We start from the raw sequence: 14,453 nt of genomic DNA on the forward strand, positions 1-14,453 counted from the left end.
TAAACATCCTGTTACTTTTTCATCCTGTTCTGCCGCCTCGGTTATTACCCAATAATAAAAGACTATAATGTTTAAATTAGCAACAGTGACGGAATATAAAACAACCAGGGCTGGAAATAAAGCCCTGGTGGTTCAGTAAGGAAAAAAAGATTAGATATGGGTGACGATTTCTTTAATCAGCGGTGGGCCTTTAAAAATAAAACCAGAATAGATTTGTACCAGCGTTGCGCCTGCAGCAACTTTCTCGCGCGCAGCGATAACCGAGTCGATACCGCCAACGCCAATAATCGGCAAGCGGCCATTTAATTCCTGCGACAGACGACGGATTATTTCAGTACTTTTTAATTGCAGTGGACGTCCACTTAAACCACCGGTTTCATCACAATGTTTCATTCCCTGAACGAGCGATCTTTCCAGTGTGGTATTGGTGGCGATCACACCATCAATATTGTGACGAACTAAACTGTCGGCCACCTGGATCAATTCTTCTTCAGAAAGATCCGGCGCGATCTTCACCGCCACCGGAACATATTTATGATGGATGTTTTGCAAATCGCTTTGCTTATTTTTAATCGCGGTCAGGAGATCATCCAGCGCTTCGCCATATTGTAGGGTACGTAGCCCCGGCGTGTTCGGCGAGGAGATATTGATAGCGATATAACCCGCATAGGCATAGATTTTTTCCATGCAAATCAGGTAGTCATCTTTTCCCTGCTCGACAGGTGTATCTTTATTTTTGCCAATATTAATGCCCAGTACACCATCAAAGTGGGCTTTTTTAACATTCTCGACCAGGTTATCCACGCCGAGATTATTAAAGCCCATGCGGTTGATCAAGCCTTCGGCAGCAACCAGACGGAAGATCCGCGGTTTATCATTTCCCGGTTGCGGGCGTGGCGTTACCGTGCCGATCTCAATGGAGCCAAACCCCATCGCGCCGAGTGCATCAATGCATTCGCCATTTTTATCCAGACCTGCCGCCAGTCCCAGCGGATTTTTGAAGGTCAGCCCCATGCATTGAACCGGTTTTTCCGGTACACGCTGACGCACCAGCGCCTCAAGCGGCGTGCCGGTCACACGGCGTAATTGCTGAAATGTTAATTCATGAGCGCGCTCAGGATCGAGCTGGAAAAGGGCTTTACGAACGAAGGGATAGTACATGAACTCTCCTGGATTCCCGGTGTGCAAACCGGGGGCGTATTATCTGCGAAACCCCCGGCAATTGGAATTGACCTGCGGCAAAAAAAAGCGTCTTTGGGCGCAATCGTTTCCCTGCCTGCTTTCTCTTTATGCAATTTTTAGCATTTTTTCTTCAAATAAAGCATTTAGTGGAATAAATCGGCTCTGTCACACTGACATCAATTGTTATGAATGTTACCTAAAAGCAAACAATTGGTTATAAGGAGCTTTTATGCGCGTTGTCACCCTTGCCGGAAGCCCGCGCTTCCCTTCCCGCTCCAGCGCATTGCTGGAATATGCCCGCGAGCATTTGAGTGCTCAGGATATCGACGTGTGCCACTGGCACCTGCATAACTTCGCGCCTGAAGATTTGCTTTATGCCCGCTTCGACAGCCCGGCGTTAAAAACGTTGATTGAGCAATTGAAAGAGGCCGACGGTTTGATCGTCGCCACCCCTATCTATAAGGCTTCGTTTTCCGGCGCGCTGAAGACATTGCTGGATTTACTGCCCGAACGCGCGCTGGAAGGCAAAGTGGTGCTGCCTCTGGCCACGGGCGGTACGGTGGCACATATGCTGGCGGTTGATTACGCACTCAAGCCAGTGCTCAGTGCGCTAAAAGCCCAGGAGATCCTGCACGGCGTCTTCGCCGACGACAGCCAGGTGCTGGATTATCAACACAAACCCGGCCTGAGCCCCAACCTGCAAATCCGGCTGGACAGCGCACTGGAAACGTTCTGGCAGGCGCTGCACCGCCGCGATATTCAGGCCCCTGACTTTCACCGACCACAGGGAGTGGCTCATGTTTAAATTTTTTAATCATCCCGCCCGCTGGCTGACACTGAGCGGATTATTGACGGTGGCGACCTGGACACAGGCGGCAGAACCTGCGCCAGAGGCATTACGCATTGGCTACCAAAAGGGCAGCGTCAGTATGGTGCTGGCTAAAAGCCATGGCTTACTGGAAAAACGCTACCCGAACACCAAAATTTCCTGGGTCGAGTTCCCGGCCGGCCCGCAAATGCTGGAAGCGCTTAACGTCGGCAGTATTGATATCGGCAGCACGGGCGATATCCCGCCGATCTTTGCGCAGGCGGCGGGTGCCGATTTAGTCTACGTTGGCGTTGAGCCGCCGAAACCAAAAGCCGAAGTGATCCTGGTGGCAGAAAACAGTGCTATCAAAACCGTCGGTGAGTTAAAAGGCCATAAAGTGGCGTTACAAAAAGGCTCCAGCTCCCATAATTTGCTGCTGCGCGCGCTGCAACAGGCCGGGCTGAAATTTACTGACATACAACCCGTGTTTCTGACGCCAGCAGATGCCCGCGCGGCATTCCAGCAAGGGAATGTCGATGCCTGGGCAATCTGGGATCCGTACTACTCCGCCGCCCTATTACAAGGTGGTGTGCGAGTATTAAAAGATGGATCCACGCTGAAACAGACCGGCTCCTTCTATTTATCTGCCCGCCCCTATGCAGAAAAAAACGGTGCCTTTATTCAGGGCGTACTGGACACCTTTAGCGAAGCGGATGCCCTCACCCTTAGTCACCGTGATGAAAGTGTCGCGCTGCTGGCAAAAACTATGGGATTACCGCAACCCGTCATTGCCACCTATTTTGATCACCGTCCGCCGACCAAAATTGTACCTGTCAACGAGGCCACGGCAGCGTTACAACAGCAGACAGCCGATCTTTTCTACGACAACCATCTGTTACCGAAAAAAGTCGATATTCGCACCCGCATCTGGCAGCCAACTCAACAAGGAGCGAAGTTATGAGCCTGAATCTGTTCTGGTTTTTACCCACCCATGGTGATGGTCATTATTTGGGCACTGACCACGGCTCCCGGCCTGTTGATCAAGCCTATTTGCAGCAAATCGCCCAGGCGGCGGACAGGCTGGGATTTAGCGGCGTGCTGATCCCGACCGGGCGATCCTGTGAAGACGCCTGGCTGGTGGCCGCGTCTTTGATCCCGGTTACGCAGCGCCTTAAATTCCTCGTCGCTCTACGCCCAAGCGTTACATCAGTCACCGTGGCCGCACGCCAGGCCGCCACGCTGGATCGTCTCTCTAATGGTCGCGCGCTGTTTAACCTGGTCACTGGTAGCGATCCGCAGGAGCTGGCAGGCGATGGTGTGTTTCTGAACCATACCGAGCGTTACGAAGTGTCGTCGGAATTCACACATGTCTGGCGCCGACTGCTGGAAGGGGAAACGGTGGATTTTGAGGGCAAACATGTCCATGTACGTGGCGCAAAGCTGTTTTTCCCGCCGGTTCAACAACCGCGGCCTCCGCTCTATTTCGGTGGCTCATCGGATGTGGCGCAGGATCTTGCGGCAGAGCAAGTCGATCTTTATCTCACCTGGGGTGAGCCCCCTGGAGCGGTGAAAGAGAAGATTGACCAGGTCCGCGCAAAAGCAGCAGCACACGGACGTAAAGTGCGTTTTGGCATCCGTCTGCATATTATTGTGCGCGAAACCAATGCCGAAGCCTGGCAGGCCGCAGATCGTCTGATTTCTCATCTTGATGACGAGACGATTGCAACGGCCCAGGCCGCCTTCGCCCGGCAGGATTCGGTTGGCCAGCAGCGGATGGCCGCCCTGCATAAAGGTCGGCGTAGCGATTTGGAAATCAGTCCGAATCTGTGGGCAGGCGTCGGGTTAGTACGCGGCGGCGCAGGAACGGCGCTCGTCGGCGACGGGCCAACCGTAGCGGCGCGGATTAACGAATATGCCGCGCTGGGTATCGACAGTTTTATTCTTTCCGGTTATCCGCATCTTGAAGAGGCGTACCGCGTAGGTGAATTACTGTTCCCTCACCTTGATGTCGCCATCCCGCAGATCCCGCAGCCTCAGCCATTGCAATTACAGGGCGAGACAGTGGCGAATGAATTTATTCCACGAAAAGTGGCGCAGAGCTAAGGAGCACAGATGGCTGCACAGAACAAAACGCTGTTGCGCATTGCGCCTTGGCTGTTGCCAACCGGGATTGTGATTATCTGGCAAATTGCCTCATCAGCAGGCTGGCTGTCTACGCGTATTCTCCCCTCGCCCGAAGGGGTGCTGGAAGCGTTCTGGACCCTGAGTGCCAGCGGCGAACTGTGGCAGCACCTGGCCATCAGTTCCTGGCGTGCGGCTATCGGCTTTTCCATTGGTGGCAGTATCGGTCTGGCGCTGGGTTTGATCAGCGGTTTGTCTCGCTGGGGCGAACGTTTGCTGGATACCTCCATCCAAATGCTGCGTAACGTACCGCATCTTGCGCTGATCCCGCTGGTGATCTTGTGGTTTGGCATTGACGAGAGTGCCAAAATTTTTCTCGTCGCGCTCGGTACGCTTTTCCCGATCTATATCAATACCTGGCACGGCATTCGCAACATTGATCCCGGACTGGTCGAAATGGCGCGCAGTTATGGTTTGTCCGGTTTTGCGCTGTTCGCCCATGTGATCCTGCCCGGTGCACTCCCTTCCATTATGGTGGGTGTGCGCTTCGCCCTCGGCCTGATGTGGCTCACGCTGATTGTGGCGGAAACCATCTCAGCCAATGCCGGTATCGGTTACCTGGCGATGAACGCCCGTGAATTTCTACAAACCGATGTGGTGGTGGTCGCGATCATCCTTTATGCCCTGCTCGGCAAACTCGCCGATGTCAGCGCGCAGTTGCTGGAACGCCTGTGGCTGCGCTGGCACCCCGCTTATCATGGGAAGGAGGCAAACGCATGAATACGGCAAAGCTGAATCAGGGGATCCCGCTGTTACTGAGTGGCGTAAGCAAACACTATGGCGATAAACCGGTGTTGAATGGGCTTGATCTGCATATCGCCACCGGGCAGTTTGTTGCGGTGGTCGGTCGCAGCGGTGGCGGCAAAAGCACCCTGCTGCGCTTGCTGGCGGGGCTCGAATCACCAAACCGCGGCGAACTGCTGGCGGGCACAACGCCACTGGCCAGCATTCAGAGCGACACGCGCATGATGTTTCAGGATGCGCGGCTGCTGCCGTGGAAGTCGGTTATCGATAATGTCGGGCTGGGATTAAAAGGGCCCTGGCGCAACGCGGCACAGCAGGCGCTGCAGTCTGTCGGGCTGAAACAGCGCGCATCGGAGTGGCCTGCGGCGCTCTCTGGCGGGCAGAAACAGCGTGTGGCGCTGGCGCGTGCGCTGGTGCACAAACCGGGGCTGCTGCTGCTGGATGAACCGCTTGGTGCGCTGGATGCGTTAACCCGCCTGGAGATGCAGGCGCTGATCACACAACTGTGGCAGGAACAGGGATTCACGGTGGTGCTGGTGACGCACGATGTAAATGAAGCGGTTGCCATGGCCGATCGCGTTTTATTAATAGAAGAAGGCAAAATTGGCCTGGACTTGAGTATTGATCTTCCGCGACCGCGTCGTCTGGGATCGGTACGGCTGGCGGAACTGGAAGAGGAAGTGTTGAACCGGGTAATGAAGCGCAGCGGATCGGAAAACACGGTGGTACCGCGAACCCGCCAGGCCTGATCGACAAAAAGGGGCGCGAACAGCGCCCCTCTTCTTTGTTACGCCAGTGCCTTACTGACTTTTTCGTACAAATCGCCAGAGAGGTTCGGCAACGCTTTTAACTGCTCCAGCGCCGCACGCATCATTGCCTGACGTTTGGCATCATAGCGTTTCAGGCGGATCAGCGGCTCAATCAGGCGCGAGGCCACCTGTGGGTTGCGGCTGTTCAGCTCAGTCAGCATCTCAGTCAGGAACTGATAACCGCTGCCGTCCAGCGCATGAAACGCCGCCGGGTTACTGCCGGCAAAGGCGCCAATCAGCGAACGAATACGGTTCGGGTTGCTCAGCGTAAACGAACGGTGTTTCAGCAATCCACGCACCGTCTCCAGTACGTTATCTGCCGGACTGGTTGCCTGCAAAATAAACCACTTGTCCATCACCAGACCGTCATGATGCCATTTGTCGTCGTACTCCTGCATCAGCGTATCGCGGCAAGGCAATTGCGCCGCCACGGCTGCAGACAGAGCTGCCAGCGCATCGGTCATATTATCGGCGTCGTGATACTGCTTACTGACCAGTTTGTCGCCCAGTTGTGCATCGCCAAAGGCGATATAACGCAGGCAAGTGTTACGCAATGCACGTTTGCCAATATCTGCATGCTCAACCTGATAGCTGTCGAGTTTATGTGCGTTATACACGGCAAGGAACTCATCAGCCAGTTCGGTCGCCAGCGTGCGGGTCAGCGCTTCGCGCACCGTGGCAATTGCCAGCGGATCAATCACCTCAAACAGTTCGGCAATTTCATTCGCCGAAGGCAAAGTCAGGATCTCCGCCGCCAGGGCCGGATCGATGGTTTCATCCAACAGGATCGCGCGGAAGGCATCCGCCACATGCAAAGGAAGCGACAGCGCCTGCCCCTGCTGCTGACGCGCCACATTGAGTTTAATGTGCGTCGCCAGCAGGCTTTGCGCCGCATCCCAGCGTGAGAAGTCATTGCTGGCATGGCGCATTAAGAAGGTCAGTTGTTGATCGCTCCATTTATATTCCAGTTTTACCGGCGCAGAGAATTCACGCAGCAACGACGGTACCGGCTGGAAGTAGACATTATCAAACACAAACGTCTGTTCGGCCTGCGTCACATTCAGCACGTGATGCACCGGATGCCCGCCTTTTTGCAACGGGATCACCTTGCCTTCGTTATCGTACAGTTCAATATCGAACGGGATGTGCAGCGGCAGCTTCTCCTGCTGCTCCGCCGTTGGCGGGGTGCGCTGGCTGATGGTCAGGGTGTATTGTTCGGTGTTCGGGTTGTAATCATCCTGCACCGAGACAATCGGTGTGCCTGCCTGACTGTACCAGCGGCGGAAATGAGACAGATCGATATTGGATGCATCCTCCATCGCCTGCACAAAATCGTCGCAGGTCGCTGCGCTGCCATCATGACGCTCAAAATAGAGCTGCATCCCTTTCTGGAAGTTCTCTTCACCAAGCAGGGTATGCAGCATGCGGATCACTTCAGCCCCTTTTTCGTACACCGTCAGGGTATAGAAGTTATTCATTTCGATAACTTTATCCGGACGGATCGGGTGCGCCATCGGACTGGCGTCTTCCGCAAATTGCATGCCGCGCATGGTGCGCACATTGTTAATGCGGTTTACCGCGCGTGACCCTAAATCAGAACTGAACTCCTGATCGCGGAACACGGTGAGCCCCTCTTTCAGGCTGAGCTGGAACCAGTCGCGGCAGGTCACGCGGTTACCGGTCCAGTTATGGAAATATTCATGGCCGATCACGCGTTCGATATCGAGATAATCTTTGTCGGTGGCGGTATCGGTACGGGCAAGAACATATTTCGAGTTGAAGATGTTCAACCCTTTATTCTCCATTGCCCCCATATTGAAGAAATCGACAGCCACGATCATATAAATGTCGAGATCGTACTCCAGGCCAAAACGCGCTTCGTCCCATTTCATGGAATTTTTCAGCGAGGTCATCGCCCACGGTGCGCGATCGAGGTTACCGCGATCGACATACAACTCCAGCGCCACTTCACGCCCGGAGCGGGTCGTAAAGGTGTCGCGCAGAACGTCAAAATCCCCCGCCACCAGCGCAAACAGATAACAGGGTTTCGGGAAGGGATCCTGCCATTGTACCCAGTGTCGACCCTTGTCCAGTTCGCCCTGGTCGACACGGTTACCATTGGACAGCAGGAACGGATAGCGGGTTTTGTCCGCAATCAGTTTGGTCGTAAAGCGCGCCAGCACGTCCGGGCGATCAAGATACCAGGTAATATGGCGGAACCCTTCGGCTTCGCACTGAGTGCACAGTGCTTCACCGGACTGATAAAGCCCTTCCAGCGCAGTATTCGCCGCCGGGCTGATCTCATTAACGATGCGTAGCGTAAAGCGGTCCGGCAGACCGTCGATCACCAGTTGGTTGCCTTCTTCTTTATAGTGGGTCCAGGCAGTGTCGTTAACATGGATGGAAATCAGCGTCAGATCGCCGCCATCCAGACGCAGCGGTACAGGAGAGGCGCTATGGCGTGACACTTTACTCACCGCAGTGACGACGGTTTTTGCAGCGTCGAGATCAAAGGTCAAGTCAATATCGCTAATCAGGTAATCCGGCGCACGGTAGTCGTGGCGGTATTTAGCTTGTGGCTGTTGTGTCATAAAAAACCTTTAGCATCTTCTGTGTGGTTACGACTCCAGTCTATTCCGGTTGCGTAAAACGCGCCACGCAGAATCTTCATCTTTTCAGAGGGAAACGCTCTGTTTGCTACATTTATGCAACAAGAGGCACGAACTGCCATCGACCCATTCTGTGCGATGTGGTGTGATCGGGGTTCAATAAATTGGTAAACAAGGTATACTCCAGCAACTTACCTGCTTTGTTTATTGTACTAAACGCTCCTGTAAGAGGATGCTACTGCGCGCCATGACTCAACTCGCTTTCCCTGGTCTGCAAACGCTGCTGGATACCGACGCTTACAAGTTGCATATGCAGCAGGCGGTGTTCCATCATTATTATGATGTGCACGTAACCGCAGAATTCCGCTGTCGCGGCGACGACCTGCTCGGCATCTATGCTGACGCGATCCGCGAACACGTCGATGCCATGCAACATTTGCGCTTGCAGGATGACGAGTTCCGCTGGCTGTCCAGCCTCCCTTTCTTCAAATCTGATTACCTCGACTGGCTGCGTAACTTCCGTTACGACCCGCAACAGGTCACGATCAGCAACGACAACGGCAAGCTCAACATTCGTCTTTCCGGCCCGTGGCGTGAAGTGATTATGTGGGAAGTGCCGCTGTTGGCGATGATCAGTGAAGTGGTACACCGTTGCCGCTCACCACAGATGGGTGTGCAGCAGGCTCTGCTGCATCTGGAAGAAAAGCTGGCGGATTTTGCTGTAAGAACCGCCGCGCTGGATATGTCCGGCTTCCGTCTGATGGACTTCGGCACCCGTCGTCGTTTCTCACGCGATGTGCAGCAAGCCATTGTGCAACGCCTTCAACAGGAACCCTGGTTTGTTGGTACCAGTAATTACGACCTGGCACGCCGTCTTTCCCTGACGCCAATGGGCACCCAGGCACATGAGTGGTTCCAGGCGCATCAGCAAATCAGCCCAAGCCTTGCCACCAGCCAGCGTGCTGCCCTTGCGGCCTGGCTGGAAGAGTATCCGGGTCAGTTAGGGATTGCGCTCACCGACTGTATTACGATGGATGCGTTTTTACGCGACTTTGGCCCGGAATTCGCGACCCGTTATCAGGGGCTGCGTCATGATTCAGGGGATCCGGTGGAATGGGGTGAAAAAGCCATCGCCCATTATGAAAAACTGGGTATCGATCCGCTGTCCAAAACGTTGGTGTTCTCTGACAACCTCGATCTCAATAAAGCGCTGGATCTCTACAGCCACTTTTCATCACGGGTTAATCTCAGCTTCGGCATCGGTACCCGCTTAACGTGCGATATCCCTGACGTTAAGCCGCTGAATATTGTGATTAAGCTGGTCGAGTGTAACGGCAAACCGGTGGCTAAATTATCGGACAGCCCCGGCAAAACCATCTGCCATGATAAGGCGTTTGTTCGCGCCCTGCGCAAAGCGTTTGACCTGCCGCAGGTGAAAAAAGCCAGCTAATCATCGGGGAGCCAGACGGCTCCCTTCTTTTTGCCGACAATTTATTAATTGTTCCTGCGAATTCTGCTTGTCTGATGGCGTATGCCAGGTAACATAGATATTCCCCCTTATCGGGCGGACAAGTGTTTATTTTTTCCGACTATTAACAGAGAGAATATTATGAGCGTTGTGCCTGTAGCCGACGTATTCCATAGCCGCGTTGCCGTTGACAGCGAAGTCACCGTACGCGGATGGGTGCGCACCCGCCGAGATTCTAAAGCTGGTATCTCCTTCCTCGCCGTTTATGACGGCTCCTGCTTTAATCCTGTACAGGCCGTTATTAATAATTCTCTGCCCAATTACAATGACGAAGTGCTGCGTCTGACCACCGGCTGTTCCGTAATTGTCACCGGTAAAGTGGTGGCTTCGCCGGGTGAAGGCCAGAGCCTGGAAATTCAGGCCACACACGTTGAAGTGACTGGCTGGGTTGAAGATCCGGATACCTATCCGATGGCGGCGAAACGCCACAGCATTGAGTATCTGCGTGAAGTCGCGCATTTGCGTCCGCGAACTAACCTGATCGGTGCCGTTGCGCGCGTTCGTCATACGCTGGCGCAGGCGTTGCACCGTTTCTTCGATGAGCAGGGTTTCTTCTGGGTTTCCACGCCGCTGATCACCGCTTCCGATACTGAAGGAGCTGGTGAAATGTTCCGCGTTTCGACGCTGGATATGGAAAACCTGCCGCGTACGCCAGAAGGCAAAGTGGACTATGACAAAGATTTTTTCGGTAAAGAGTCTTTCCTGACTGTATCAGGCCAGCTCAATGGCGAAACTTACGCCTGCGCCCTGTCAAAAATCTACACCTTCGGCCCGACGTTCCGTGCAGAGAACTCCAACACCAGCCGCCACCTGGCGGAGTTCTGGATGCTGGAGCCGGAAGTGGCTTTTGCCGACCTGGACGATAACGCCCGTCTGGCCGAAGCGATGCTGAAGTATGCCTTTAAAGCCGTCCTCGACGAACGTATGGACGACCTCAAATTCTTTGAAGAGCGCGTCGACAAAGATGCTATTGGCCGTCTGCAGCGCTTTATCGCAGCGGATTTTGCGCAGGTGGATTACACCGACGCGGTAGCCATCCTCGAGAAATGCGGCGAGACTTTCGAAAACCCGGTGTATTGGGGCGTCGATCTGGCTTCTGAACATGAACGTTATCTGGCGGAAAAACACTTTAAAGCGCCGGTAGTGGTGAAAAACTACCCGAAAGATATCAAAGCGTTTTATATGCGCCTTAACGACGACGGTAAAACTGTTGCCGCAATGGACGTGCTGGCACCGGGGATCGGTGAAATCATCGGCGGATCGCAGCGTGAAGAGCGTCTGGATGTGCTGGATGCCCGTATGGCCGAAATGGGTCTGAATAAAGAAGATTACTGGTGGTATCGCGACCTCCGTCGCTACGGCACTGTACCGCACGCCGGTTTTGGACTGGGTTTTGAGCGTCTTATCGCTTATGTCACCGGCGTGCAGAACGTTCGTGACGTGATCCCATTCCCGCGCACACCACGCAGCGCAACGTTTTAATGTTTGCCAAAAGGCCAGCCATCGCGCTGGCCTTTTTTATTCCAGTGCTGGTAACAATCACTAACACCCTCTTCAAACCCTTACACACTTACCTGCGCTGCGCCTTCCGCTTCTCCTGAAATTTCCCCGCTAAATACTTCTTACAGACAATTCACATGGCAAATTATTGCAAGGCGTAAAGGCAAAAGTTCGCACGTTTGGTTAAAAAAGACACGGCTATCTGGATGGCTAAACGTCGTCATAAGAAAAAGCATGATGAGAACGATTCCTGGATAAGAAAAGACATTATCTCAATTAAATATAAGTAATTCATATAAATAGGAAAGGATGTGTTGTTTTTATCAGCAGTCAGTTCTGAATTTTGAGGTGGTTCACAAAGTTCCCCAAAATTAATAAATTCTTACACAATATTTCTTTTTGTTACTGCTTTAAGACATTTGTAGCACTTTCAGGCTAGCGTAACGTGTACATGTTTGGAAAGATGCCTCTCAGACACAGAAAGACACCAAACTCTCATCAATAGTTCCGTAAATTTTTATTGACGGAATTTATTGGCGGCAGTGGCAGGTGTTCAAAAAAAACCAATGAGGGTAATAAATAATGATGAAGCGCAATATCCTGGCAGTGGTTATCCCTGCCCTGCTGGTAGCGGGTGCAGCTAACGCTGCTGAGATCTACAACAAAGACGGCAACAAAGTAGATATCTACGGTAAAGCTGTAGGTCTGCATTACTTCTCTGACAACGATGGTAACGACGGCGACAAAACCTATGCTCGTCTGGGTTTCAAAGGCGAAACCAAAATCAACGATCAACTGACTGGTTATGGTCGTTGGGAATACAACTTCCAGGGTAACAACTCTGAAGGTTCAGATGCTCAGACCGATAATAAAACTCGTCTGGCATTTGCTGGTCTGAAATTCGGCGACGCAGGTTCTTTCGACTACGGTCGTAACTACGGTCTGGTATATGACGCTATCGGTGTGACCGATATGCTGCCGGAATTCGGTGGTGATACCAGCAATAGCGACAACTTCTTCTCTGGCCGTAACGGCGGTCTGGCGACTTACCGTAACACCAACTTCTTCGGCCTGGTTGATGGTCTGAACTTCGGTGTTCAGTACCTCGGCAAAAACGAGCGTTCTGATAACGTAACGCGTTCCAACGGCGACGGCTGGGCGACTTCTGTAAGTTATGACTTCCAGGGCTTCGGCATCGTTGGCGCTTACGGCGCAGCTGACCGTACCAATGACCAGCAGGCTAACACCAATTACGGCACGTCTGGTGAAAAAGCTGAGCAGTGGGCAACTGGTCTGAAATATGATGCGAACAACATCTACCTGGCAGCACTGTACGGTGAAACCCGTAATGCTACCCGCATGAGCACCACACTTCCGGGTGCCAGCGCTTCTACTAGCGGTTACCTGAACAAAACTCAGGACTTCTCTGTTGTAGCACAGTACCAGTTCGACTTCGGTCTGCGTCCGTCCATCGCTTACTACAAATCTAAAGCGAAAGATGTTGCAGGTATTGGTAGCGAAGATTTCATCAACTACATCGAAGTGGGCGCAACTTACTACTTCAACAAAAACATGTCTACCTATGTTGATTACCAGATCAACCAGATCGACAAAGACAACAAACTGGGCATCAACTCTGACGACACCGTTGCTGTAGGTCTCGTTTACCAGTTCTAATCAGTCACCCTCGATTGTTTATATGCATATCAAACAGGGCTTCGGCCCTGTTTTTTTATATGTAAATCAGAAATACCAGCAACTTTTGAAAAGTGTCGCGCTTTTTATCGCAAACGGTTGGCAATTTGTGTCACAGCCGTTAACCTGATAGCGGATTTCCCTTCTGTCATCAAAATGGAACCTCGTCATGTTTGAAAATATAACCGCCGCCCCCGCCGACCCCATTCTGGGTCTGGCCGATCTGTTTCGCGCCGATGAACGCCCCAATAAAATCAACTTAGGGATCGGCGTCTATAAGGATGAAACCGGCAAGACTCCGGTGCTGACCAGCGTAAAAAAAGCGGAGCTTTATCTGCTGGAAAATGAAAACACCAAGAATTACCTCGGCATTGACGGTATTCCTGAATTTGGTCGTTGTACTCAGGAACTGCTGTTCGGCAAAGGCAACGCGATTATCAATGACAAACGTGCACGTACGGCGCAAACCCCTGGTGGTACTGGCGGTCTGCGTGTTGCGGCGGATTTCCTCGCCAGGAACACCAGCGCAAAACGCGTCTGGGTAAGCAACCCAAGCTGGCCGAACCATAAAGGCGTCTTCAATTCTGCGGGTCTGGAAGTATGCGAATACGCTTACTATGACGCGCAAAACCACGCGCTGGATTTCGAAGGGCTGCTGTCCAGCCTGAATAACGCGCAGGCAGGTGATGTGGTGTTGTTCCACGGCTGCTGCCATAACCCAACGGGGATCGATCCGACACTGGAACAGTGGGAAACGCTGGCTAAGCTCTCGGTAGAGAAAGGCTGGTTGCCACTGTTCGACTTCGCTTACCAGGGCTTTGCTCGCGGTCTGGAAGAGGATGCAGAAGGTTTACGCGCCTTTGCCGCGCTGCATAAAGAACTGCTGGTTGCCAGCTCATTCTCGAAAAACTTTGGCCTGTACAATGAGCGCGTGGGCGCCTGTACGCTGGTTGCTGCTGATGCAGAGAGCGCCGATCGTGCTTTCAGCCAGATGAAATCGGTGATCCGCGCCAACTACTCTAACCCACCGGCGCACGGTGCGTCTGTGGTCGCGACGATTCTCAGCAACGATGCCCTGCGCGCCATCTGGGAACAAGAACTGACCGACATGCGCCAGCGCATTCAGCGTATGCGTCTGCTGTTTGTGAATACATTGCAGGAGAAAGGGGCAGATCGTGATTTTAGCTTTATCACGCGGCAAAACGGTATGTTCTCGTTCAGCGGACTGACCAAAGAGCAGGTATTGCGTCTGCGCGAAGAGTTTGGCATTTACGCCGTCGCCTCCGGGCGTATCAATGTGGCGGGCATGACGCCGGATAACATGTCACCGCTGTGTGAAGCTATCGTCGCGGTGCTGTAATAGCCCGTGAAAGTAAAAAGGTCGCCGCGGCGACCTT

General features: G+C 53.0%; 11 protein-coding genes. 9 read left to right on the forward strand and 2 right to left on the reverse strand.

The features are described from left to right. Positions 1 to 150: 150 nt before the first annotated feature. A complete protein-coding gene (gene pyrD / locus ACUY4S_RS14890; RefSeq protein ID WP_458021583.1) occupies positions 151 to 1,161 on the reverse strand; it encodes a quinone-dependent dihydroorotate dehydrogenase in 1,011 nt (336 codons plus the stop codon). Positions 1,162 to 1,411: 250 nt separating this feature from the next. Between pyrD and ssuE the strand changes: the two genes are divergently transcribed. The 5 genes from ssuE to ssuB are packed head-to-tail and all read left to right on the forward strand — an operon-like array spanning position 1,412 to position 5,664. Next, on the forward strand, positions 1,412 to 1,987 hold the full coding sequence (gene ssuE, locus ACUY4S_RS14895) for an NADPH-dependent FMN reductase (protein ID WP_312688638.1): 576 nt from the start codon (positions 1,412 to 1,414) through the stop codon (positions 1,985 to 1,987). Beyond that, the gene (locus tag ACUY4S_RS14900) at positions 1,980 to 2,951 is read left to right on the forward strand and encodes a sulfonate ABC transporter substrate-binding protein (RefSeq protein ID WP_312688637.1); all 972 of its coding nucleotides are present in this window, start codon (positions 1,980 to 1,982) and stop codon (positions 2,949 to 2,951) included. The genes ssuE and ACUY4S_RS14900 overlap by 8 nt, the downstream gene beginning before the upstream one ends. Continuing rightward, positions 2,948 to 4,093, forward strand: a complete 1,146-nt coding sequence (gene ssuD / locus ACUY4S_RS14905) for an FMNH2-dependent alkanesulfonate monooxygenase (protein WP_458021584.1) — start codon at positions 2,948 to 2,950, stop codon at positions 4,091 to 4,093. Before ACUY4S_RS14900 ends, ssuD begins: the two co-directional genes overlap by 4 nt. A gap of 9 nt (positions 4,094 to 4,102) precedes the next feature. After that, the gene (ssuC, locus tag ACUY4S_RS14910; RefSeq protein ID WP_312688634.1) at positions 4,103 to 4,891 is read left to right on the forward strand and encodes an aliphatic sulfonate ABC transporter permease SsuC; all 789 of its coding nucleotides are present in this window, start codon (positions 4,103 to 4,105) and stop codon (positions 4,889 to 4,891) included. Then, positions 4,888 to 5,664: an aliphatic sulfonates ABC transporter ATP-binding protein gene (gene ssuB / locus ACUY4S_RS14915; RefSeq protein ID WP_458021585.1), complete on the forward strand. Its 777-nt coding sequence runs from the start codon at positions 4,888 to 4,890 to the stop codon at positions 5,662 to 5,664. Before ssuC ends, ssuB begins: the two co-directional genes overlap by 4 nt. Positions 5,665 to 5,702: 38 nt before the next feature. Here ssuB and pepN read toward each other — a convergent pair whose 3' ends face one another. Further along, complete coding sequence (gene pepN, locus ACUY4S_RS14920) at positions 5,703 to 8,315, reverse strand: aminopeptidase N (protein ID WP_458021586.1); 2,613 nt, start codon at positions 8,313 to 8,315, stop codon at positions 5,703 to 5,705. 265 nt (positions 8,316 to 8,580) lie between these two features. On the opposite strand from pepN, the gene pncB reads away from it, so the two are divergent. From pncB to ACUY4S_RS14940, 4 genes are all read left to right on the forward strand, one after another. Then, on the forward strand, positions 8,581 to 9,783 hold the full coding sequence (gene pncB, locus ACUY4S_RS14925; protein WP_312688630.1) for a nicotinate phosphoribosyltransferase: 1,203 nt from the start codon (positions 8,581 to 8,583) through the stop codon (positions 9,781 to 9,783). 159 nt (positions 9,784 to 9,942) lie between these two features. After that, positions 9,943 to 11,343, forward strand: coding sequence for an asparagine--tRNA ligase (asnS, locus tag ACUY4S_RS14930; protein ID WP_263097271.1), 1,401 nt, complete (start codon positions 9,943 to 9,945; stop codon positions 11,341 to 11,343). Between the two features lie 600 nt (positions 11,344 to 11,943). Beyond that, a complete protein-coding gene (gene ompF, locus ACUY4S_RS14935; protein WP_312688627.1) occupies positions 11,944 to 13,038 on the forward strand; it encodes a porin OmpF in 1,095 nt (364 codons plus the stop codon). A gap of 187 nt (positions 13,039 to 13,225) precedes the next feature. Further along, on the forward strand, positions 13,226 to 14,416 hold the full coding sequence (locus ACUY4S_RS14940) for an amino acid aminotransferase (RefSeq protein ID WP_312688625.1): 1,191 nt from the start codon (positions 13,226 to 13,228) through the stop codon (positions 14,414 to 14,416). The last annotated feature ends 37 nt before the right edge of the window (positions 14,417 to 14,453 follow it).

It is taken from the genome of Kosakonia beeri (genome assembly GCF_054165705.1).